Below are 21942 nucleotides of genomic sequence, written 5' to 3'. Positions count from 1 at the left end.
AAAGGGGATACAAGGAGAGTGTAAAACATTTAGGGCCCTTTCGGAAAGCGTTTACTTGAAGGTGGAAGTTAGACTTGGTTTCTTTTATATTATATACCTCTTGAATAACAGCGCTTTCAACTGTAGGGCACTATCTAAAGTGGCTTTAAGTAATATTTTAATTAATAGTTGTGAAAGCTTTAAGAGAATTAGTTCTTTTAGAGAGCCAACATAAATCATATTTAGGGGGATTTACTCATGAAGAAAAGCAAATTATCACTATTTTTAGTACCTGCTTTAGCAGTCATGTTAACAGCTTGTGGAGGCGGGGGGACAGCAACTGAAGATACTCCGGAAACAGAAACGGGTGGCGAAACAGCTACTGAACAAGTGGAGCAAAAGACGATTCGCGCTGGTATCGGTTTAAATGATTCACATCCACAATATAAAGGGTTATTGAAATTCAAGGAACTAGTTGAAGAAAGAACGGATGGTGCGATTGAAGTTCAAACGTATCACAGTGGACAATTAGGTGATGACCGTACAATGACAGAAGGATTACAGCTCGGATCACAAGAAGTAACCATTCCTTCAACGGCTCCAATTGCGAACTTTGTTCCTGAATTCAGTGTGTTTGACTTCCCATTCTTGTTCCCAAGTGAAGAAGTGGCAGATACTGTTCTAGATGGTGAGGTTGGTCAAAAATTCCTAGATATGCTTCCTGACCAAAACTTGGTTGGACTAGCGTATTGGGAAAATGGTTTCCGTGATTTAACAAACAGCGTACGTCCAGTAGCGACTGCTGAAGATTTTAAAGGCTTGAAAATTCGCACAATGGAAAATGATTTACACTTAGAGGCATTCCGTGCGCTAGGAGCAAATCCAACACCGATGGCATTTACAGAGTTATTTGCAGCAATGCAACAAGGAACAGTTGATGGACAAGAAAATCCTTACGCAACGATTTACTTACAAAAGTATCATGAAGTACAAGATCATGTATCGAACACACATCACATTTACAGCCCATTTGTTTTCTTAATGAGCAAATCATTTTTTGATGGTTTAACAGAAGAACAACAAGAAATTGTGAAAGAAGCAGCTCTTGAAGCGGGTGATTACCAACGTGAGCTTAACCGTGAGGCCAATGAACAATATCTTGCTGATTTACAAGAAGAAGGCATGACTTTCACTGAAATCACTCCTGAAGCACGTGAAGAAATGGTGGAACTAGTACAGCCTGTTCTTGACAAGTATGCTGAGCGAATTGGTCAAGACATTGTTGATGAGGTTAACAATGCAATTGAAGCAGCACAATAATTGAAAACCCTTTGGATAAAAGGCTTGAATCCTTTCGAGCCTTTTCCTTTTTAAAAAAGGGGAACAAAAGTGTAGGTCAAGGTAGTTAAAATGAATGTAGTTTTGTTTTCCTTTTTGATAATAGAAAGTGAGGTAACAAGGATGAAAATTCTTAAGTGGTTAGACGATCATATTGAGGAAGTCTTTTTAGTCATATTTTCTGCAGTAATGGTAAGTGTTATTTTCTTGCAAGTAATCATGCGCTATGTTGTTGGGAATTCACTTCCGTGGTCAGAAGAACTCGCTAGATATTGTTTTATTTGGTTAGTGTATATCGGGATTAGTTATGGAGTGAAGAAACAAAGACATATTAAAGTTGATGTTATGCTATTGCTTTTTAAAGATAAAGGGAGAATTGTATTTAATATCATTTCTAATTTGCTATTTATGGCATTTGCTATTTTTGTTATTTACTACGGATATAATATTGCCAATCAATTACTTGCGTTTGGACAAAGGTCTCCGGCTAATCAAATCCCAATGGGTTTTGTATACATGGCAGCCCCTATCGGAATGGGCTTAACGTTAATACGTTTGATTCAAAACCTCATTAAACATATTAAAGCTCTTTTTGGAAAAGGTGGAACCGAAGTAAAGACGGAGTTAGAAAAAGTTCAAGAAGAAATAAAAGAAGAAATCCAAACGGAAAAGTAGGGGGAAGAAATAATGACTGCAGCAGTTTTATTTGGAGCATTTGCAATACTTCTGTTATTAAGTGTTCCGATTGGTATTTCACTAGGAATTGCAACGTTGATTACCATAATCTATTCGGGATCGTTACCACTTGAATTCTTGGCTAAAGAATTAGTCACATCTCTAGACTCATTTCCGTTAATGGCGGTTCCATTCTTTATTCTTGCGGGTGAGATCATGGGAAAAGGTGGAATCTCAGATCGTCTTTTTCGTGTAGCTAATTCATTAGTTGGAAACAAAACAGGTGGTTTTGCGATTGCAACCATTATTACATGTATGTTTTTTGCTGCTATATCAGGTTCAGGTCCAGCAACGGTTGCTGCGATTGGTGGAATTATGATTCCGGTAATGGTGAGAGAAGGGTATGATAAGCGCTTTGCAACAGCTGTTGTCGCAGCAGCTGGGTCATTAGGTGTAATTATCCCACCAAGTATTCCAATGGTTATGTATGGAGTTGTAGGCAGTGTCTCAATTGGTGATATGTTCATTGCTGGTATCATTCCTGGTATTTTAGTAGGTGTCGCTTTAATCATTTATACGTATTTCTATTCGAGGAAAAAAGGGTATACAGGTTCAGGTCAGAAAACATCGCTTTCGAATATTGCGAAGGCTGTGTGGGAAGCTAAATGGGCATTACTTATTCCGATTATAATATTAGGTGGAATTTACGGAGGAGTTTTCACTCCAACAGAAGCCGCTGTTATTGCAGTGGTTTATGGGTTAGTAGCTGGAATGTTACTTTATAGAGAGCTTAAGTTAAAGGATTTACCGAAAGTCATTATTGATTCTGCGCTAACAACGGCAACGGTATTAATCATTGTTGGGACAGCTACAGCTTTTGGACGCTTGTTGACAATTGAACAAATCCCTAACCAAGTAGCTGAAGCAATGCTTGCAGTTTCTGAAAATCCAATTGTACTTATTTTATTAATTACGCTTCTTTTATTAATCGTTGGGTGCTTTATGGATACGATTGCTGCAATTATCATTTTGACACCAATTTTACTACCAATTGCAATTAATTTAGGGTATGATCCTGTTCACTTTGGTATTATCATGGTTCTTAACTTGGCAATTGGCTTTATTACACCGCCACTCGGAGTTAATTTATTCGTCGGTTCTGGAATTTCAGGATTGTCAATTGAAGCACTTTCTAAGGCAATTGTTCCGTTCTTTATCGCGATGGTGCTTACATTGTTAATCGTTGTGTTTGTGCCACAGTTGTCTTTATTCTTTTTAAGATAATTGATGCTGAACTCTATGGGTGACCCCTAAGGTGAACTCGCATACTAGTTCACAAATTAGGGGTCTGACAGGTTTTTGAAGACGTTATGCATTGCATTTCTATGTAGGAGGAAAACAAATGTCAAACGAATTTGCGCGAGAAATTACGGTGGATATTTCAGAAGAACAAACAATTACAGGGTTAAGTCAGTTAATTCAACCTTATCAGTCCGAAATATATTTGAAGAAGCTCGTGCGAGGAACGGTCGTTGAAGTGAATTTGAAAAGTTTTCTTGGTCTCATCACATTGCAGCTTCGTAATGGTGACAGACTTACTGTTCGGGCGATAGGTGAAGATGGTGAAAGGGCTTTACAAGAAGTTGTAGAATTCTTAACATGATAAACCAAAAGAGATGGTTACTTTAATCATCTCTTTTAGAAGTGATTAAATAGGAGAAGGGTGGAGGGAAAGCATGGATATTGTAACTATTGGCGAAACAATGGTCTTATTTACTCCTGAAACTACCGGTGCAATGAGGTATGCTAATACGTATTCACGAAAGTTTGGAGGAGCAGAATCGAACTTTGCTATTGGAGTGTCAAGATTAGGTCATATTGCTGGTTGGATTAGTGCGGTAGGAGATGATGAGTTAGGAAAGGCGATGCTCTCATTTATTAGAGGAGAGGGCGTTGATGTCAGCAAAGTAAAAATCGATACGGCTGCGCCGACTGGTCTTTATTTTAAAGAAATTAGAAATTCATCTGATATTAGAATTCAGTATTACCGAAAGGGGTCTGCTGCAAGTCAATTAACAAAAGAAGATTTGCAGGAAAGCTATATCGCACAAGCGAAGTATTTACATATATCAGGAATCACTCCAGCGCTTAGTGAAAATTGTTCGGAGATGATATTTGAGGCGATTTCAATTGCGAAGAAACACGGACTCAAGGTTGTGTTTGATCCGAATTTACGGAAAAAACTTTGGAGTGAAGAAAGAGCACGTGAAATTTTATTAAAGATCTCTGCACAAGCTGATATTGTTCTTCCAGGAGTAGCAGAAGGAGAGTTTTTGTTTGGAGAAACTGATCCTGGAAAATTAGGGAAGTTATTTATAAATCATGGTGCAGAGTTAGTTATTCTCAAAGTCGGAGCGGAAGGCGCTTATTATTTCACAAAGGAAGAAGGACAGTTAGTTCCGGGATTTCATGTGGATAAAGTGGTTGATCCAGTTGGTGCCGGTGATGGGTTTGCTGCAGGGTTTATGTCTGGGATGTTAGATAAATTACCAATATACGAAGCAGTTCAACGAGGAAATGCTGTTGGTGCAATTGTGACGATGGTAAATGGCGATGTTGAGGGATTACCTGAAAAAGAAGAAATAGATAGATTTATCAACAAGCCGGAAGACGATGTTAGTCGTTAATAAATAAGAATGGAGGAAGAAAAGATGAGTTTATTACAAGAGATTCAAAACAATGGTGTTGTAGCGATCATAAGAGGGGCAAAACCGGAAACGATTCTTTCTATTGCAAAGGCTTTGCGTGACGGAGGAGTTAAAACATTAGAGATTACAGTAGAAACACCGAATGTTTTAACGTTAATCAAACAAGTTTCTGAAGAATTAGATGATGTCATAGTAGGAGCAGGTACGGTACTCGATCCAGAAACAGCTCGAGTAGCCATTATGGCAGGGGCAAAATTTATTTTTTCTCCAACGGTGAATGTAGAAACGATTCGTCTTACAAAGAGATATGGTGTGATTAGTATTGCTGGGGCATTAACACCTACAGAAATTTTGACAGCATATGAAAACGGTTCCGATGTCATAAAAGTATTCCCAGCCAACGTTTTTGGTCCGAAATATTTAAAAGATGTTCATGGTCCACTCCCGCATATCCCTTTAATGCCAACAGGAGGGGTAGACTTATCAAATGTGTCAGACTATATCAAAGCTGGAGGAGTAGCTGTTGGTTTAGGAAGTTCGCTTGTCGATACGAAACGTGATATAACAGATGAATATTTATTGGAACTTACTGCCAAATCCAATGACTTTGTTACAGCTATTAAGAAGGCCCGTTCTTAAAAAAGTGTAGAGAGGACTGATTTCAATGAAAATTACGAAACTTGAATGTTTTATTGTTCCGCCTAGGTGGTGTTTCTTAAAAATTGAGACGGATGAAGGAATTACAGGTTGGGGAGAACCAGTCGTTGAAGGTAGAGCTAGTACAGTAAAAGCTGCCGTTGAAGAATTAAGTGACTATCTAATTGGTAAAGATCCATTACGAATTGAAGATCATTGGAATGTTCTTTATCGTTCAGGGTTCTATCGTGGTGGTCCAATCTTAATGAGTGCAATTGCTGGAATTGACCAAGCTCTTTGGGATATTAAAGGTAAATACTTTAATGCACCAGTTTATCAATTACTAGGCGGAGCGTGTCGTGAATCTATAAAAGTGTATTCATGGATAGGCGGAGATCGACCGAATGATGTTGGTCAGGCTGCAAAGAAAGTCGTCGATGCGGGGTTTACTGCAGTGAAAATGAATGGAACAGAAGAATTGCAATATGTTGATTCGTACGAGAAAATTGATCAAGTCATTGAACGAATTGCTGCAGTTAGGGAAGCAGTAGGCAAGTATGTTGGGATTGGAATTGATTTTCACGGACGTGTTCATAAGCCAATGGCAAAGATCCTTGCGAAAGAATTAGAACCATTTAGACCAATGTTCATTGAAGAGCCTGTCCTTCCTGAAAATAATGAAGCGTTACGAGACATAGCCCAACATACGAATATTCCGATTGCAACGGGCGAGAGAATGTACTCGCGCTGGGATTTTAAACATGCATTAGCAGATGGGTATGTGGACATTATACAGCCTGATTTATCTCATGCTGGAGGAATTACAGAATGTAAGAAGATATTCTCAATGGCAGAAGCTTACGATGTCGCAGTTGCTCCGCATTGTCCTTTAGGACCAATTGCACTAGCTTCGTGCCTACAAGTTGATGCGACAGCGCATAATGCATTTATTCAAGAGCAAAGTTTAGGCATCCATTATAATGAAGGAAGTGACTTATTGGATTACTTAACAGATGCATCTGTTTTTCATTATGAGGATGGTCATGTGAAAATTCCTCAAGCTCCCGGACTCGGAATTTCAATGAATGAGGAGCATATAAGAAAGATGGCGGAAGTAGGACATAACTGGAAAAATCCAGTTTGGCGCCATAAGGATGGTACGGTAGCGGAATGGTAAGGCTATTTGTGATCCTTGATTAAATAAAAGGAGGAACATATGAGTAAACATTCGTTTAAAGTGGTCGTGACCGATTTTGAATATGACACATTAGCACCTGAAAAAGAAGTGCTAGAAAAAATCGGTGTAGAATTTGTAGCTGTCCAATGCAAAACGGAAGAAGACGTGATTGAGGCGGCAAAAGATGCTGATGGAATTATTAATCAATATGCACCGATTACGAGAAAAGTGATTGAAAACTTAACGAATTGTAAGGTGATTTCTCGTTACGGGGTTGGTGTGAACACAATTGATGTTGACGCTGCAACTGAACAAGGAATCATTGTAGGAAATGTTACCGATTATTGTATGGATGAAGTGTCAGACCATGCGTTTGCACTAATTATGGCATGTGCTCGGAAGGTTGTTCTATTGAATAACGCAGTGAAAAACCATAACTGGGATTTCAAAGTGAGTATGCCGATTTATAGGTTGCGTAATCGAGTACTAGGGTTGATTGGTCTTGGCAGAATCCCACAATCATTAGCAAAAAAAGCTCAAGCATTCGGGTTAAGAGTAGTTGCGTATGATCCATTTGTTTCGAAACAGGTCGCAGATGAATTACAAGTTGAACTACTAGAATTAAATGAATTATGTGCACGTGCTGATTTTATCTCGGTCCATGCCCCTTTATTTGAAAGTACAAAAGGGATGATCGGAGAAGAACAATTTAATGTAATGAAAAAGGAAGCGTTTATTATTAATACATCAAGAGGCCCTGTTGTTGATGAACAAGCATTAATTGTCGCTTTGCAAGAAAGCAAAATTGCTGGAGCTGGCCTTGATGTTGTGGAACAAGAGCCGATTCAAGAGAATAACCCGTTACTTACAATGGACAATGTTATTATAAATCCTCATGTAGCATGGTACTCAGAAGAGGCGCAGCTTGAACTTAAACGAAAAGTTGCTGAGAATGTCGCTGATGTTTTAAGTGGATATTACCCAACATATTTGTTTAATAGAGATGTAAAAGCAAAGGTGTCTTTAAAAGACAAAAACTAAATGTGATAGAACAGTAGCGATCTTCAAGCTACTGTTTTTTTTGTTAAATTATTTTCTAATAATTCAAAATTATGTTAGAGAATTTCACTAAAATAAGCTATGATAATAGAGATGTCGTTATTTCGCTTATCGAAAAGTAAGACTTCATATATTATTGGTGGAGGAATTTGTTATGTCAAAAGTCTTTTCCTTTTTAAAACCATATAAATTTCCTGTTTATATAGCATTAATATTGATGTTAGTAGAACTAACAGTTGAACTGATTCATCCATTATTGCTCGCTAAAATCATTGACGATGGAATTATGCAAGAGGACTTTGCTGCCATAATAAGGTGGGGAGCGATTATGATAGGGATGTCGCTACTCGCATTTGTTTCTGGTGTTGTTAACTCTTTTTACGCGGCGCATGTAAGTCAAAGTACTGGATTTGATCTAAGATCAGGTTTGTATAAAAGGATTCAAACGTTTTCTTTTACACAGCTACAGCGGTTTCAAACATCTTCTCTTATTACGAGGATGACAAATGATGTAACACAAATACAAAATACAATCTTTATGAGTTTACGTATTATGCTCCGAGCTCCTTTGCTAATAATCGGTGGGACGATCATGGCCCTTTTCGTGAATGCGAAACTAGCGTTAATTCTTGTCTTTATGATTCCACTGATTGTATTATTTCTGATTTGGATGATGAAAAAAGGTGGATCTCTTTTTAGTCTTGTACAGGCTAAGTTAGATGGTGTGAACCATGTCATGCGTGAAAACCTTACTGCGATGAGATTAGTGAAAGTGTTTGTTAGACATAGATATGAAGGCAATCGATTCAAAAAAAGCAATGAAGCATTGATGGAGAAAACGATCTCTGCTCTCCGGCTAATGGAAGTGGCTATGCCCGTATTACTTCTTTTCATGAATGTAGGAATTATGGCAATTCTCTGGTTTGGTAGTTTTGAAGTGCAAGCCGGTGGAGCCCAGGTAGGAGAAATCGTTGCGATTGTTAACTATGCAACTCGCATTACATCGGCTTTAACTGTATTTTCCATGATTATTATTGTATTTTCCAGAGCGAAGGCATCGGCAGAACGGATTGCTGATGTATTAGAAATTGACCAATCTGAAAGGGATGGAGAAAAGGGAGGTCATGAATCAGCTGCAAACCTAGATGGTGGATCAGTTGTATTTAAACATGTTTCATTTCATTACCCTAATATGAAAACGAATGTGATCAATGATCTTTCTTTTACTGTTGATCAAGGGGATACATTAGCTATTCTAGGGGCAACCGGTTCAGGGAAATCAACTCTTTTTCAACTCATTCCTAAATTATATGAAACTAGTAAAGGAGACATTTTCCTAGATGGTCAAAACATTAAAGTATTTGAGATAGATGATCTGCGAAAGAAAATCGGCTATGTTCCGCAAGAAGTTTTTCTTTTCTCAGGTACGGTCAAAGAGAACATACAGTGGGGAAATGATCATGCAACGCTACAAGAAGTAGAGGAAGCAGCAAAACATGCTCAAATTCATGATCTGATTCAATCATTGCCAAATCAATATGAAACGAAGATTGGACAAAAAGGAGTAAACTTATCTGGTGGTCAAAAACAACGTCTCTCTATAGCAAGGGCGCTGATTCGCAAGCCGAAATTATTATTATTAGATGATAGTACGAGTGCATTAGATGTTAAGACTGAAGCGAGGTTTTTACAAGCATTGAAAAACTATACTTGTACAACGTTAATTATTACACAGAAACTTAGTACAGCAATGAACGCTGATAAAATTATCCTTTTAGATGAGGGGAAGAAAGCTGCTGAAGGAAATCATGAGCAATTATTACAACAGTCTCATCTTTATCAACAAATCCATCAATCGCAATTGAGAGAGGAGGAGTTCCAAGATGTCTAATCAATTAATGAAGCCTTTTCGTTATAAGAGGATTTCTTTGACTGAATCTATTGTGAACAGTCAAAAGCCTTTAAATACGAAAGCAAAGCCAAAGAACTGGAAAAGTACGTTAAAGAGGATTTGGGCATATCTATCTGTACATAAAAAATATTTGCTTCTTGTGATTATGATGGTTATTTTAAGCTCCTTCTTCACTTTGTTAGGGCCGTTTTTAATTGGCATGGCGATTGATAATTACTTAGTGACGAGTAATATAAATGGATTATTTAAATTATTGCTTTTCCTTTTCTTTATCTATATTTTTTATTCTCTAGCGGTATGGTTACAAAATTTTTGGATGATTGGAGTCGCTCAAAAAACGGTCTATTCGATGAGAATGCAATTATTTAATCGTTTGCAAAAACTTCCGATCTCATATTTAGACAAGCGCCAACACGGGGAAATCATGAGTAGATTAACGAATGATATGGAAAATGTAAGTACGACTTTAAATAGTTCCGTGATTCAAATTTTCTCCAGTGTCCTAACTTTTATCGGAATTATTCTTGTTATGTTTTGGCTAAGTCCGATGTTAACCATTATCACCTTAGCTGTCGTTCCTGTAATGGTACTCGGGATGAAGTGGATTACACGTCGCACTGGTCTTTTTTTTAAAGAGCAACAAAGACATTTAGGGGATGTAAATGGATATATAGAAGAGACAATCACTGGTCAGAAAATTGTCAAAACTTTTTCAAAAGAGCAGCATGTGATTGAGCACTTTAAAGAAATGAATGAACGATTAAAAGGAGCTAGTTTTTGGGCGCAAACGTACTCTGGGTTTATTCCGAAATTAATGAATGTATTAAATAACCTAAGCTTTGCACTTATAGCGGGGATTGGTGGGGTGTTGGCATTTCGTGGTTTAATTACGGTTGGTGTAATTGTCATTTTTGTTGAGTACTCTAGACAATTTACTCGACCTTTAAATGATCTTGCTAATCAATTTAATACGCTGCTGTCTGCCGTGGCCGGTGCGGAGCGGGTATTTGAGGTGATTGATGAAGAAGAAGAACAAGACATGAAAGGTGCAATTGAGCTAGATAACATAAGAGGGGATGTTTCCTTTAAAAATGTATCATTCTCCTATGAGGAAAAACAAAAAACGATTTCGCATGTCAGTTTTAACGTGACAGCTGGTGAGACAATTGCTCTTGTAGGACCGACGGGTGCGGGAAAGACAACGATTATTAACTTGCTTTCACGATTTTACGAGCCAGAGGTTGGTACGATTACAATAGATGAGTATGACATTAGAAACGTAAAACGCAATTCTCTCCGTCAACATACTGGATTTGTACTTCAAGATTCTTATCTTTTTCAGGGGACAATTAGGGAAAATATTCGTTATGGTAGGTTAGAAGCAAGTGACGGGGAAGTTGAAGAAGCGGCGAGACTCGCAAACGCTCACTCATTTATTAGAAATCTTCCGAAGGGATATGATACAATCCTTGACCAGGATGGCAGTGGCATTAGTCAAGGGCAGAAGCAATTGCTATCAATTGCAAGGGTTATGTTAGCGAGTCCATCTATTCTGATCTTAGATGAGGCGACGAGTAGTATTGATACTATTACTGAAATAAAAATACAAGAAGCTCTGCAAAGGCTCATGAAAGGAAGAACAAGTTTTGTCATAGCTCATAGGCTAAACACTATTAAACAAGCAGATCAAATTTTTGTATTAAAGGATGGTCAGCTATCTGAAAAAGGAACACATAATGAGCTATTAAGAGAAAAGGGATATTATTATGAAATGTGTACTCAATTAGTGAATGACGAGGCTGATCATATGTAGGTTTGCTCTAAAGAAAACCTACGTCTACTATTGCCTCTAAATTGTTACTTTAGTAAAGTTCAGCCGTGTACTGAGCTTTTTTTTTTTGAATAATGATAGTTTCGGTACATTATCTTACATAATATTGAAGAAATTGTAGAGGATTACTGAAATTCTTGACGAATTCTTTAAAGCAAACTTCAAAGGTAGGTGCTTCTTATGATAAAAAATTACGATGTTTCAACCGACTTTTATGATGAAATGTTCGCTAAAAAAGAATCTCCTCATTCACACTATCAGCCATTGTATGATAATATCTCACTTTTAGACAAAAAGATTGTAGAGTCACGTTACCAATTAGCACAACAAAATTTTATTCGGCAAGGAATCACCTTTACCGTATACAATAATTCAGAAGGGACAGAGAGAACGATGCCGTTTGACCCCCTTCCACGAATTATTTCAAAAGAGGAATGGAATGTAGTTGAAAAGGGATTGCAGCAAAGAGTATTGGCGCTTAACGCGTTTTTAGAAGATATCTATATGGATCAAGAAATTCTGAAACAAGGAGTTGTACCTCGAGATTTAATTGTTACCTCACCCCATTTTTACCACCAAGTACACGGCATTAATGTTCCTAGGAAAAAACGTATCTTTATCGCGGGTATTGATTTGATTCGTGATGATAAGGGGAATTATTTAGTTCTAGAAGATAATATCAGAAACCCTTCAGGACTTTCTTATGTGTTTCAAAATCGGTTTGTAATGAGGAAATTATTTCCTGATCTTTTTAATGGTTATTCGATTGAGTCATTAGAAAATCAATTACATGAAATGCATGATGCGTTGAAATATATTGCACCTAATCATAAAAAGCACCCAACAATAGTATTGTTGACTCCTGGAGTTTATAACTCAGCTTATTACGACCATAGTTTCCTTGCTAAAGAGATGGGGATAGAATTGGTAGAAAGCCGGGACTTAATTGTAAACAATCAAGTCGTCTACATGAAAACAACAAAGGGGTTAAAACAAGTTGACGTGATCTATAGACGAATTGACGATGATTACCTAGACCCTCTTGTCTTTAGAGAAGATTCTTTAATTGGAGTTCCGGGTTTAATTGATGCATATCGAGCTGGAAATGTTTCCATAGCCAATGGTGTGGGAAATGGAGTTGCGGATGATAAGGCGACATATGCATACGTACCAGATATGATCCGCTTCTATTTAAAGGAAGAGCCCATTTTACATAATGTGAAGACATATCAGTTGTCAAATAAAACGGATTATGAGTATGCTCTAGCTAATCTTGATGATTTAGTTTTCAAAGAACGAAATTCATCCGGTGGTTATAACATGCTGATTGGTCCTCAAGCTACAGCAGAGGAGAAGGCAATTTACCGTAAGAAGATAATCGGAAATCCCGAAGCTTTCATTGCGCAGCCAACGATCTCACTTTCTCAATCACCAACTTTTACAGAAGAAGGAATAATAGGGAGGCATGTCGATTTGCGTGCTTATGTTGTACTGAATGAGGTTCCGCATGTCGTACCTGGTGGGCTAACCCGAGTAGCCTTACGCAAAGGATCGCTTGTAGTAAACTCCTCACAAGGTGGCGGAGGGAAAGATACTTGGGTATTAGAGTAAGTTACAATAGAGATGAGGGATAGATATGTTAAGTCGTGTTGCGGATTCATTGTATTGGTTGTCACTAAACATGGAGCGGGCGGAAAATATAACGAAATTGTTATCCGTTCGATTGGTCAGTATTTTAGAGAATAATAATCCAAAAATAGAGCGAGAAGATAATTGGGGGGATTTGGTAATGATATCGGGGGATATCACTCATTTTTATCAAGTGTATTCTGAGTGCAATCGTTCCAATGTTATTCAATATCTTGCCTTCCAGAAGGAGAATGCAAACTCAATTAACTCGTGTATTTCGATTGTGAGAGAAAATGCAAAGGCAATTCGAGAGATTATTCCAATCGAACTATGGGAAGTAATTAATGATTTATATTTGAAAATTCGAACATTTCCAATAAAAGGTGTAACAATCGAACAACTAAATGACTTTTTTCAAATGATACTCGAGAAATCTTTTCAATATCAAGGGATAATTACGGGTCTAATGCCAAGAGGTGAATCTTATTCCTTTATTATGTTTGGAAAACATTTAGAGCGATTAAGAAAGCTAACAAGAACTCTTGACGTGTATTATCATAAAAAAATTAGCGCCAGAGATAATAAAGACAGTGTGAATTATCATTATTGGAGTGCGGTATTAAATTCATTGGGGGGATATGAATCTTATTTACAAAAATATCATGCGTTTATTGAGCCCTTACAAGTTGTTAATTACTTGGTTTTTGATGAGACGCTGCCGCGTTCGGCTACCTTTAATGTAAAACGATTATTATATGCATTTGGGAAGTTAGAAAAGGACGGAGTAAATAGCTATACAGAAGGACTACATAATAAATTAACTGAGCTATTAGATGAAGTAAGTTACGAGTCTCTTGATCAAATCTCTATTTCCATTCATAACTACTTTCAAAGGCTTCAACAATTATGCGATGATGTAGGAATTGCAATTATGGATACCTACTACTTAGGAGAGATTAAATCATTATGAAATACGAAGTGCTTCAAAGCACTCATTACCAATACAGTTCACCAATAAGACAGAGCATTAATCAAAGTATATTTAAACCTCTATCAAGTGAAAATCAAAAGGTTCTTTCTTATGAACAAACGATTACTCCTGAAGCTTATTGTTCAGAACATAATGATTACTGGGGGAATGATGTAGTTACTTTTTATATATGGGCTCCCCATGACCAATTGCATGTACAAACTAGATCAGTTATCGAATTGAACCATCGCTGTTCATTTGTAAACATGACTGATGAAGTTGAAGAGGTTATGGAAAGCAATCAATTTAAACAGGATTTTGCCGAATTTTTAATGCAGACAAATTATACTACTCTTTCAACAGAAGCGTTACACATGATAAGTGAAACATTGAATCGAAATGCTGTGAATCGCTATGTGTTTATAGAGAGGTTAAATTCCTATATTTATGAAAATTTCTCCTACATGCCAGGTACAACTGATGTTAAAACGATTGCAGCCGAAGCTTTCGATAAGAAAACTGGAGTTTGTCAGGATTTCACCCATATGATGCTGTCTGTTTGCCGCCATGAAGGTATTCCCGCACGATATGTAAGTGGGTACATTTATTCGGGTGAAGAGGTGGCCATGCGTGGTGACTCAGTCACGCATGCTTGGGTCGAAGTTTATTTTCCTAATCACGGCTGGGTTGGCTTTGATCCAACAAACAATATGTTGGCGCTTGATCATCATATTTGTGTAGCGACAGGAAGAGATTATGCTGATGTATCGCCATTAAAGGGTGTGTATTATGGGGTTGCTGAACAAGAAATGAATGTGTCAATATCGGTAAAAGCTATGTAAGCTTTTTGAGACAGGAACTGTAATTTGTCCCTGTCTTTTTCATATACAAAGGACTTCACTCGTCAATGCAATATATTATCATGCGGAATGTATTTATCTAAAATTATACCCTTTTGTTTAATTATTTTTATTTATTTATTACTTTTGTTCAAAAAACACTTAAAAATATTAACAAAAGATATTATAATAGTCTGTAAGAGAGAAGGGAGATGCGTGGTTCATAATGACTTATAAAAGAGATCAAGCTTACCGTGCAACAACGATGGCTCCAAATGGAATGATTACAACCCCTCACTATTTAGCTTCGCAAGCTGGAATGAATGTATTACAAAACGGGGGGAATGCTGTTGAAGCTGCTGTTGCAGCAGCATCAACCATTGCAGTTGTCTATCCTCATATGAATAGCATTGGAGGAGACAACTTTTGGTTAATTTATAATGCTAAAACAAAAGAAGTGAAAGCGCTGAATAGTAGTGGTCGTTCTGGGGAGAACGCTACGATCTCTTTGTATAAAGAACAAGGATTACAAACGATCCCTGCTAGAGGTTATTTATCGGCTAATACAGTTCCGGGGGCAGTTGCTGGCTGGGACCAAGCTTATCAATATTCGAGAAAAGCATTATCAAACACATTTTCTTGGAAGGAGTTATTACAATCCTCAATTCATTATGCCAAGCAAGGATTTGGAGTTACACTAAGCCAAGAATATTGGACTAAAGTGAATCTAAATGAAAAGGATCGTGATTTTAGAAACCTCCAACGTTTTCCTGAATTTGCTCGAACGTTTTTAAAAGAAGACGGTTCAGTGTACAAAAAAGGAGAGCGGATGAAGCAGCTTGATTTAGCGCAAACATTGGAACTTATTGCTGAACAGGGGAGTAAAGCGTTCTATGAAGGAGATATAGCAAGTCAAATAGTGGCTGACCTCAACGCAAATGGAGGCTTATTAACTCTCAATGATTTTAAATGTCACACGTCCGATTGGGTTGAGCCAATAAGTGTTGATTACCGAGGCTACACAGCGTATAATCTCCCGCCAAACACGCAAGGAATGGCGTCATTATCTATTTTGAATATTTTGAATAATTTTGATATAGCAATGATGGAAGAGGGGTCAAGTGAATACTATCATTTGTTGATTGAAGCTACGAAATTAGCATTCGCTGATCGGGACCGATGGCTAACAGACCCTGCTTTTTCACATATACCAGTAGAAGAGCTCCTCTCAAAATCACATGGAATGGAACTGGCAGATCAAATTAATCATCAGTTGTCAAAAGCAATGGAGAAGCAATTAGATCCAAAAGGGGATACGGTTTGGTTTGGTGTAGTCGATAAAGAAGGGAATGCAGTATCGTTTATTCAAAGTGTGTATCACGATTTTGGTTCTGGTATTATTCCCAAGAATACGGGTGTTCTATTACAAAATAGAGGAAGTTTCTTCTCGTTAGATCCAAATCATATTAATTGTCTAGAACCGAATAAAAGAACTTTTCACACGTTAAACCCTGCGATGTTATTAAAGGGTGATGCACCTTATCTAGTTTATGGAACGATGGGAGGAGAAGGCCAGCCGCAAACACAAGCAACGCTTGTAACCCGGATTATTGACTATCAGTTTGATGTGCAAGCAGCGATTGAAGCGCCTAGATGGTTATATGGTCGAACATGGGGCGCTGGTTCAAACAATGTAAAAATTGAATCCCGTGTTCCTAAACAGACAGTCAGTTCACTTGAAACGTTAGGTCATGATGTAGAAATGGTAGATGAATTTACGGATATTATGGGGCATGCTGGTGCGATATTAATTAATACTAACAATATAAAGCTCGGAGGATCTGATCCAAGAGGAGATGGCTTGGCTCTTGGATATTAAAAAAGCATTATTATGTTGAGGGGAGTTTAAAAATGAAAACTCATTTACAGTTATTTATCGCATTTTTCCGGTCAGGAATGTTAGGTTTTGGTGGAGGTCCATCCGCAATTCCTCTTGTTCATAAAGAAGTAGTCAAAACGTTTAAATGGATGAACGACGATGAATTCAGTGATGTTTTAGCATTAGGGAATACATTGCCAGGTCCAATAAACACAAAAATGGCTGGCTATATTGGCTATCGTGTTGCTGGTGTACCTGGTATGTTGAATGCGGTGCTGTCATCAATTGTCCCAACTATTTTTCTGATGATAATTTTGCTGACGACGTTGGCCTCTTTTAAAGATCAACCTTGGGTTGCGGGAATGACAAGAGGTGTTATGCCGATCGTTGTGATCTTAATGGCGGTCTTAACATGGGACTTTTTTAAAAAATCGAAACAAAGTCTCGGATGGATAGTAAGTATTGGACTTATAGTGGCAAGTTTTATACTAATAGAACTAGTACATGTACACCCAGGGTTATTGATTGCTCTTTTACTTTCTTATGCTTTATTAAAGCCTGATAAAAAGAAAAATGAAGAAAATAAGGGGCAAAAGGAAAGGGGGGTGGTCTAAGTGATTTATTGGGAATTGTTTCTAGCATTTTTTATCCCAGGAATAGTTGGATATGGCGGGGGACCTGCATCGATTCCGTTAGTTGAGTATGAAGTGGTCACGCGTTATCAATGGATGACAGTCGAACAATTTAGTGAAGTACTAGCATTAGGAAATGCACTCCCAGGACCAATTGCTACGAAAATGGCTGGCTATATTGGTTATGAAGTTGGAGGAGTGCTCGGAGCAGTTATAGGTGTTTTTGCAACTGTCGCACCTTCATTGATATTAATGGTTGTTTTATTAGGAATTTTATATAAATTTAAAGAATCACCAAAAGTAAAACGAATGACATCGCTTGTACGACCAACGATTGCCATATTATTAGCTGTCATGACGTTTCGCTTTTTAGAAAGTTCTTATCTAGGTGCAGGAGTTTGGCATACGTTAATTCTTTTAGTATTAGGATTTTTGTTTCTTGAAAAATGGAAGGTACATCCTGCATTTGTGATATTAGGCGGATTAGGATATGGAGCTATATTTTTAAGTTTTTAAAAATTGCACCGCATATTGCGGTGCTTTTTGTATATAAAAATGGGATCAGTTTTATGAACTGGATCATTACTTGCATTTATTTTCAATCGCTTTTTCAACTCAAGCTCCCGTTCGTGCAACAAGATTAAACAATCACTTTTTTAGATTTGCCTTCATTAATGAGGAAATCTGTTGCTCATCTGTATTTGAAATTTGTTCTAGTTGATTAAGAACTAGCTCTTGTCGTTGGAATGAATGGTTTTGACTTAACTTAGCTTTTCCTTCTACCTTATGGATTTTTATTTTAAAACCTTGGACTCCTTTGTTCATACCAGCAAGAAACTCAGCATCTACTTCTTGTAATCTGTATGAACTGTTAGGAGCTTCATACTTCAATACCATATCATGTAAAGAGTTAGTTAACTCATGTTCATCCTCTAAAAGTTCGACTTCTCCATAAACATGAACAGTTACATAATTCCATGTTGGTACAGCTTTATTCGTCTCATACCAAGATGGAGAGATATAACAATGAGGACCATGAAATATCGCTAATACCGTTTGAGTCGAGATATCTTTCCACTGAGGGTTTGGACGAGCAAAATGTCCATATAAGTATGTATTCTCCTTGTTCAAAATTAACGGTAAATGAGTAGCAAAAGGTACTCCATTGTGCTGAGAAAACAGAGTCGCAAAGCTATGTTCATTTATAATGTTGTAAATCATTGTTTCATCTTTAATTTTAAAGTGCGAAGGAATATACATGAGGTTTTCTCCTTTCGAAATTTTCTAATTAATACTGTATAAATTCTCTATGAAATACCAAATAACCCTTCTAAAAGTATTCTGCCCGTTCTTGTAAGTACATTTCTTCACAATCTCTATTTTCATTTTAACATAAATATCCAATAAACTTTGATAGTAGAAGGAACCGATTGAGGTGAAGTATAGGAATGATGCTATTGCAAAGTGTAAAGAGAAGGGCGTGTTGATTGGAAAAATGGTGTCACAGTAGCAGCATATAATAATGTTTTCACTCTAGCACCTCCACTTATTAAAACTAGGGATGAAAGTCTTATCGTTGGAGCGGTCGTTGATTCAATCAATGAGGTATTACCAAGGTACCCTTAAGAAAGATAATAGCTTCAATTATAGTAGATTTGTTTTCCGAAGAATGTTTTTTTTGTTGTTTTAAAGGAGAAATGTTCTCTTTTAGAACAACCTTTTTTTAGGAATAATTAGGTAATATGCAGGATTTTGGAGGAGAGTGTCGAATAATGCTGTAATCTATTATTAAGAATAAAAGAATCCCAGAGTGGGTATAAAAGGTGGGGAGCCTTTACATGATTGCTGAAAAACTCCTTTTAAATGTATTAATTGTATTAATGCCATTAATGGTGATGAGTTTTTTTGTCAATGATAGAAAGGAAAGTCAGTCAAAGGTGATCTTGACTACTTTGCTAGCAATAGCTGCAGTTTTATGCATGGTGTTTGCGTTTGAAGAGCAAGGTTTATATTGGGATTTGCGTTATGTCTTGCTGGTGCTCGCTTTTTTATATGGTGGAAGAAGAGCAGGATGGATTGTTTGTGGCGTTATTTTGCTCACTCGAACCTATTTAGGTGGTGACCACATCATTATCGGTTATGTTGTAGTGGTTGTTTCATCTACTATTTTTAATTTATATGCCAATCGATATCGGCAAGTCAATCAAAAGTGGAAAAGGGTTTGTTTTGTAATAAGTTTGGTTTTTTTGCCAACTTTTATCCAGTTAACGTTATTGACTATTTATTTACAGTTACTTGGGGATTTTCAGTATCAGTTTGGTCAGGTTATTTTTTACATTTTTGTGTTAATGGGAACTTTGATTGTGGCTGTTGGATTCGCTACTCTTCTTCTTGAGCAGATGCTAGAACGAAGGCGAATGCAGGAGGAAATGGAGAGGGCCGTTAAAATGAATGCGATAAGTGAATTAGCTGCATCAATTGCACATGAAGTGCGCAATCCATTAACTGTTGTAAAAGGATTTCTTCAACTAATGCAAAAGGATGAAAAAGGGAAGAATAACGATTATTTTTCAATTGCACTTTGTGAGATGAATCGAGCAGAAGAAATAATAAGTGACTACCTGAATTTTGCTAAGCCTCATTCTAAAAATGTTCAAGTGATGGAAGTGAACCAAGTTCTTAGGGAAATCGTTAATATTCTCACTCCGTATGCTTTGAAAGAGAATGTAGAACTGAAAATTGAAGGATCCAATAAAACAACTGTACGAAGTGACCAAAATCAATTTAAACAAGTACTAATTAATTTGATTAAAAATGCGATAGAAGCAACACCAAAAAATGGAAAAGTGAATGTGGACCTTGAAGAAGATAAAACTGTCGTTAAAATAACGATAACAGACACAGGAAAAGGAATGTCTAATGAACAATTGACTAATATTGGTACACTTTTTTATTCGACAAAGGATAAAGGGACTGGTCTTGGGACAATGGTATCGTTCCGCATCATTGCGGAAATGGGTGGCACTCTTAGATACGAAAGTAAAGTTAACGTTGGAACAAAAGTGACAATTGTTTTACCTGTTGATTCAAACATCTTACATAATGAGTAAAACCAACCTGATAATGGTTGGTTTTTTTGATATTTAAAAGAAAAATCACACTCGATGAAGTAGTATGGCTCCACACACGCCTGCGGATTGAGAAACCCTTAAAACGAAGCAAAGGCTGCGTTCATTAACCTTATTTCAATCTGTCTTTTCTTTTTGCATGAAATTGCGATAAGAAGTTTTTTTCCTTTTACCATAATTTAAGGACTTGTCTCATATAAATTATGGACAGGAGTAAGGGAGAGAAGCGATGAATATCTTTTTGAAAAGTGCATTATTGTTAATAGTTGCAGCATTCATAGGTGAGTGTATTGAGTTTCTAATTAATATGATATTAGCTAGAGAACTCGGTGAAGAAGGTCTCGGCTTGTATATGTCAATTTTGCCAACGATCCTATTTATAGTCGTTATAGCTAGCCTTGAATTACCGATATCGATTTCAAAGTTTGTCGCAGAAAAGGATGTAATTTTTCATCGAAGTATGTTAATGCATGCTTTGCGATTTGCGATCGTTAGTACTGTGTTTTTTTCAGCTATTGCATTATGGTTACTCCCTCTTATTCCAGTGTTTGACAGATATCATCCACTTGTGCCCTGGTTGTTTATTTTGCTGATTCCAATCATTTCTTTATCATCCGTTGCAAGAGGATACTTCATGGGAGCACAAAGGATGGGGAAAATTGCATTAGCTAATTTTCTAAGAAGAGCCGGACAGCTAGTTCTATTAATAGTCCTCTTTATGGCTACTTCATTTGAAGCAGAAGTAGCCTTGTTAGTTGCTCTTTCAACTTTGATTGCAAGTGAATTCCTTGTGCTGAGTTTTTTATTTATTGCCTTTTTAGTACAAATGCGTGTTTTGAAAAAGAGACCACGAGCTGCCTTGTCTGGTAGTAAGGTGCGAAAAAGTTTGCTTGAAGTATCAATTCCTACAACGGGATTGCGAATATTTCATGCGGCCACTTTCGCCGTAAAGCCATTTTTTATTAAAGAAACACTAGTGAAGGCAGGGATGGTGGATTCACTTGCGATGGTGCAATATGGGAAAATGGCTGGGGTTGCTTTTACGATTGGCTTTTTTCCGGCATTTATTGCTCATTCTCTATTAATTGTGTTAATACCAACTGTTTCGGAGGCGTATTCAAAAGGAAATATAGAAAAATTACGTTCGTTACTTAGAAAAGTCATGTTAGTAACAGCATCATATGGAATACCGGCTGTTATAGTCTTCTATTTCTTTGCTGAACCGTTAACGAGTCTCTTTTTTGAAAATTCTCCAGCCATTCGCTATTTACAATTGCTTGTTCCATACTTTTTGTTTCATTTTTTTGTAATTCCAATGCAAGCGTATCTGATCGGGCTTGGATTAGTAAAGGATGCATTTCTTCATGCACTTTACTCTACTGTTTTTTCATTTGTAACAATGTATTTCCTTGGTTCCATGCCAACTATGCAAATGGATGGTATTATCCTTGGAATGAATATGGGGGCCGTGCTTCTTACACTTCTTCATTATGTGACGATATGCAATAAAATAGGGGTGACATTGTTCCTAACAAAAAAATAATATGAAA

Annotated in this window: 19 protein-coding genes; 18 read left to right on the top strand and 1 reads right to left on the bottom strand. The window is 37.1% G+C overall.

Annotated elements, in window-relative coordinates; genetic code table 11:
• Window positions 1-237: 237 nt before the first annotated feature.
• The 16 genes from SLH51_RS02015 to SLH51_RS01940 all read left to right on the top strand — a co-directional run bounded on the left by SLH51_RS02015 (window position 238) and on the right by SLH51_RS01940 (window position 17780).
• Window positions 238-1299 carry a TRAP transporter substrate-binding protein gene (locus SLH51_RS02015; protein ID WP_335958706.1) on the top strand — a complete coding sequence of 354 codons (1062 nt, stop codon included), beginning with the start codon at window positions 238-240 and terminating at the stop codon, window positions 1297-1299.
• A 141-nt stretch (window positions 1300-1440) separates the two neighbouring features.
• Window positions 1441-1992 carry a TRAP transporter small permease gene (locus tag SLH51_RS02010; RefSeq protein ID WP_335958704.1) on the top strand — a complete coding sequence of 184 codons (552 nt, stop codon included), beginning with the start codon at window positions 1441-1443 and terminating at the stop codon, window positions 1990-1992.
• A gap of 12 nt (window positions 1993-2004) precedes the next feature.
• Window positions 2005-3276, top strand: coding sequence for a TRAP transporter large permease (locus SLH51_RS02005; protein ID WP_335958703.1), 1272 nt, complete (start codon window positions 2005-2007; stop codon window positions 3274-3276).
• Window positions 3277-3394: 118 nt separating this feature from the next.
• Entirely contained in the window at window positions 3395-3655 is a 261-nt protein-coding gene (locus SLH51_RS02000; RefSeq protein ID WP_335958702.1) for an HPr family phosphocarrier protein, read from the top strand.
• 73 nt (window positions 3656-3728) lie between these two features.
• On the top strand, window positions 3729-4679 hold the full coding sequence (locus SLH51_RS01995) for a sugar kinase (protein ID WP_335958700.1): 951 nt from the start codon (window positions 3729-3731) through the stop codon (window positions 4677-4679).
• A 24-nt stretch (window positions 4680-4703) separates the two neighbouring features.
• On the top strand, window positions 4704-5339 hold the full coding sequence (locus SLH51_RS01990; RefSeq protein ID WP_335958698.1) for a bifunctional 4-hydroxy-2-oxoglutarate aldolase/2-dehydro-3-deoxy-phosphogluconate aldolase: 636 nt from the start codon (window positions 4704-4706) through the stop codon (window positions 5337-5339).
• A gap of 25 nt (window positions 5340-5364) precedes the next feature.
• Window positions 5365-6513, top strand: coding sequence for a galactonate dehydratase (gene dgoD, locus SLH51_RS01985; RefSeq protein ID WP_335958696.1), 1149 nt, complete (start codon window positions 5365-5367; stop codon window positions 6511-6513).
• Between the two features lie 39 nt (window positions 6514-6552).
• A complete protein-coding gene (locus SLH51_RS01980; protein ID WP_335958695.1) occupies window positions 6553-7554 on the top strand; it encodes a C-terminal binding protein in 1002 nt (333 codons plus the stop codon).
• Between the two features lie 172 nt (window positions 7555-7726).
• Entirely contained in the window at window positions 7727-9463 is a 1737-nt protein-coding gene (locus SLH51_RS01975) for an ABC transporter ATP-binding protein (protein WP_335958693.1), read from the top strand.
• Window positions 9456-11297, top strand: a complete 1842-nt coding sequence (locus SLH51_RS01970) for an ABC transporter ATP-binding protein (protein ID WP_335958692.1) — start codon at window positions 9456-9458, stop codon at window positions 11295-11297. Before SLH51_RS01975 ends, SLH51_RS01970 begins: the two co-directional genes overlap by 8 nt.
• Window positions 11298-11495: 198 nt before the next feature.
• Window positions 11496-12926, top strand: a complete 1431-nt coding sequence (locus SLH51_RS01965; protein WP_335958690.1) for a circularly permuted type 2 ATP-grasp protein — start codon at window positions 11496-11498, stop codon at window positions 12924-12926.
• Between the two features lie 25 nt (window positions 12927-12951).
• Window positions 12952-13914 carry an alpha-E domain-containing protein gene (locus SLH51_RS01960; RefSeq protein WP_335958688.1) on the top strand — a complete coding sequence of 321 codons (963 nt, stop codon included), beginning with the start codon at window positions 12952-12954 and terminating at the stop codon, window positions 13912-13914.
• Window positions 13911-14756, top strand: a complete 846-nt coding sequence (locus SLH51_RS01955) for a transglutaminase family protein (RefSeq protein ID WP_335958686.1) — start codon at window positions 13911-13913, stop codon at window positions 14754-14756. The genes SLH51_RS01960 and SLH51_RS01955 overlap by 4 nt, the downstream gene beginning before the upstream one ends.
• Before the next feature lie 223 nt (window positions 14757-14979).
• Complete coding sequence (gene ggt / locus SLH51_RS01950) at window positions 14980-16632, top strand: gamma-glutamyltransferase (RefSeq protein WP_335958685.1); 1653 nt, start codon at window positions 14980-14982, stop codon at window positions 16630-16632.
• A gap of 32 nt (window positions 16633-16664) precedes the next feature.
• Window positions 16665-17246 carry a chromate transporter gene (locus tag SLH51_RS01945; protein ID WP_335958683.1) on the top strand — a complete coding sequence of 194 codons (582 nt, stop codon included), beginning with the start codon at window positions 16665-16667 and terminating at the stop codon, window positions 17244-17246.
• Window positions 17247-17780 (top strand): chromate transporter, encoded by a 534-nt coding sequence (locus SLH51_RS01940; RefSeq protein WP_335958682.1) that lies wholly within the window; start codon window positions 17247-17249, stop codon window positions 17778-17780.
• Window positions 17781-17912: 132 nt separating this feature from the next.
• On the opposite strand, the gene SLH51_RS01935 is transcribed toward SLH51_RS01940, so the two are convergent.
• Window positions 17913-18524 carry an FMN-binding negative transcriptional regulator gene (locus tag SLH51_RS01935; RefSeq protein WP_335958680.1) on the bottom strand — a complete coding sequence of 204 codons (612 nt, stop codon included), beginning with the start codon at window positions 18522-18524 and terminating at the stop codon, window positions 17913-17915.
• Between the two features lie 578 nt (window positions 18525-19102).
• On the opposite strand from SLH51_RS01935, the gene SLH51_RS01930 reads away from it, so the two are divergent.
• Entirely contained in the window at window positions 19103-20374 is a 1272-nt protein-coding gene (locus tag SLH51_RS01930; protein WP_335958679.1) for an ATP-binding protein, read from the top strand.
• A gap of 247 nt (window positions 20375-20621) precedes the next feature.
• Window positions 20622-21935 carry a polysaccharide biosynthesis protein gene (locus tag SLH51_RS01925; protein WP_335958678.1) on the top strand — a complete coding sequence of 438 codons (1314 nt, stop codon included), beginning with the start codon at window positions 20622-20624 and terminating at the stop codon, window positions 21933-21935.
• Window positions 21936-21942: the final 7 nt, after the last annotated feature.

Source organism: Halalkalibacter kiskunsagensis (assembly GCF_037027555.1).
Taxonomy (GTDB): Bacteria; Bacillota; Bacilli; order Bacillales; family Bacillaceae_D; genus Halalkalibacter; species Halalkalibacter kiskunsagensis.
This window is presented reverse-complemented; position numbering and strand designations above follow the sequence as displayed.

Coding starts and splice junctions, on each gene's coding strand:
- SLH51_RS01965 (WP_335958690.1), top strand. CDS start 11,496: ATGATAAAAAATTACGATGTTTCAACCGACTTTTATGATGAAATGTTC.
- SLH51_RS02000 (WP_335958702.1), top strand. CDS start 3,395: ATGTCAAACGAATTTGCGCGAGAAATTACGGTGGATATTTCAGAAGAA.
- ggt (WP_335958685.1), top strand. CDS start 14,980: ATGACTTATAAAAGAGATCAAGCTTACCGTGCAACAACGATGGCTCCA.
- SLH51_RS01960 (WP_335958688.1), top strand. CDS start 12,952: ATGTTAAGTCGTGTTGCGGATTCATTGTATTGGTTGTCACTAAACATG.
- dgoD (WP_335958696.1), top strand. CDS start 5,365: ATGAAAATTACGAAACTTGAATGTTTTATTGTTCCGCCTAGGTGGTGT.
- SLH51_RS01970 (WP_335958692.1), top strand. CDS start 9,456: ATGTCTAATCAATTAATGAAGCCTTTTCGTTATAAGAGGATTTCTTTG.
- SLH51_RS01935 (WP_335958680.1), bottom strand. CDS start 18,524: ATGTATATTCCTTCGCACTTTAAAATTAAAGATGAAACAATGATTTAC.
- SLH51_RS01980 (WP_335958695.1), top strand. CDS start 6,553: ATGAGTAAACATTCGTTTAAAGTGGTCGTGACCGATTTTGAATATGAC.
- SLH51_RS01975 (WP_335958693.1), top strand. CDS start 7,727: ATGTCAAAAGTCTTTTCCTTTTTAAAACCATATAAATTTCCTGTTTAT.
- SLH51_RS01990 (WP_335958698.1), top strand. CDS start 4,704: ATGAGTTTATTACAAGAGATTCAAAACAATGGTGTTGTAGCGATCATA.
- SLH51_RS01945 (WP_335958683.1), top strand. CDS start 16,665: ATGAAAACTCATTTACAGTTATTTATCGCATTTTTCCGGTCAGGAATG.
- SLH51_RS01925 (WP_335958678.1), top strand. CDS start 20,622: ATGAATATCTTTTTGAAAAGTGCATTATTGTTAATAGTTGCAGCATTC.
- SLH51_RS02015 (WP_335958706.1), top strand. CDS start 238: ATGAAGAAAAGCAAATTATCACTATTTTTAGTACCTGCTTTAGCAGTC.
- SLH51_RS02005 (WP_335958703.1), top strand. CDS start 2,005: ATGACTGCAGCAGTTTTATTTGGAGCATTTGCAATACTTCTGTTATTA.
- SLH51_RS01995 (WP_335958700.1), top strand. CDS start 3,729: ATGGATATTGTAACTATTGGCGAAACAATGGTCTTATTTACTCCTGAA.
- SLH51_RS01930 (WP_335958679.1), top strand. CDS start 19,103: ATGATTGCTGAAAAACTCCTTTTAAATGTATTAATTGTATTAATGCCA.
- SLH51_RS01955 (WP_335958686.1), top strand. CDS start 13,911: ATGAAATACGAAGTGCTTCAAAGCACTCATTACCAATACAGTTCACCA.
- SLH51_RS02010 (WP_335958704.1), top strand. CDS start 1,441: ATGAAAATTCTTAAGTGGTTAGACGATCATATTGAGGAAGTCTTTTTA.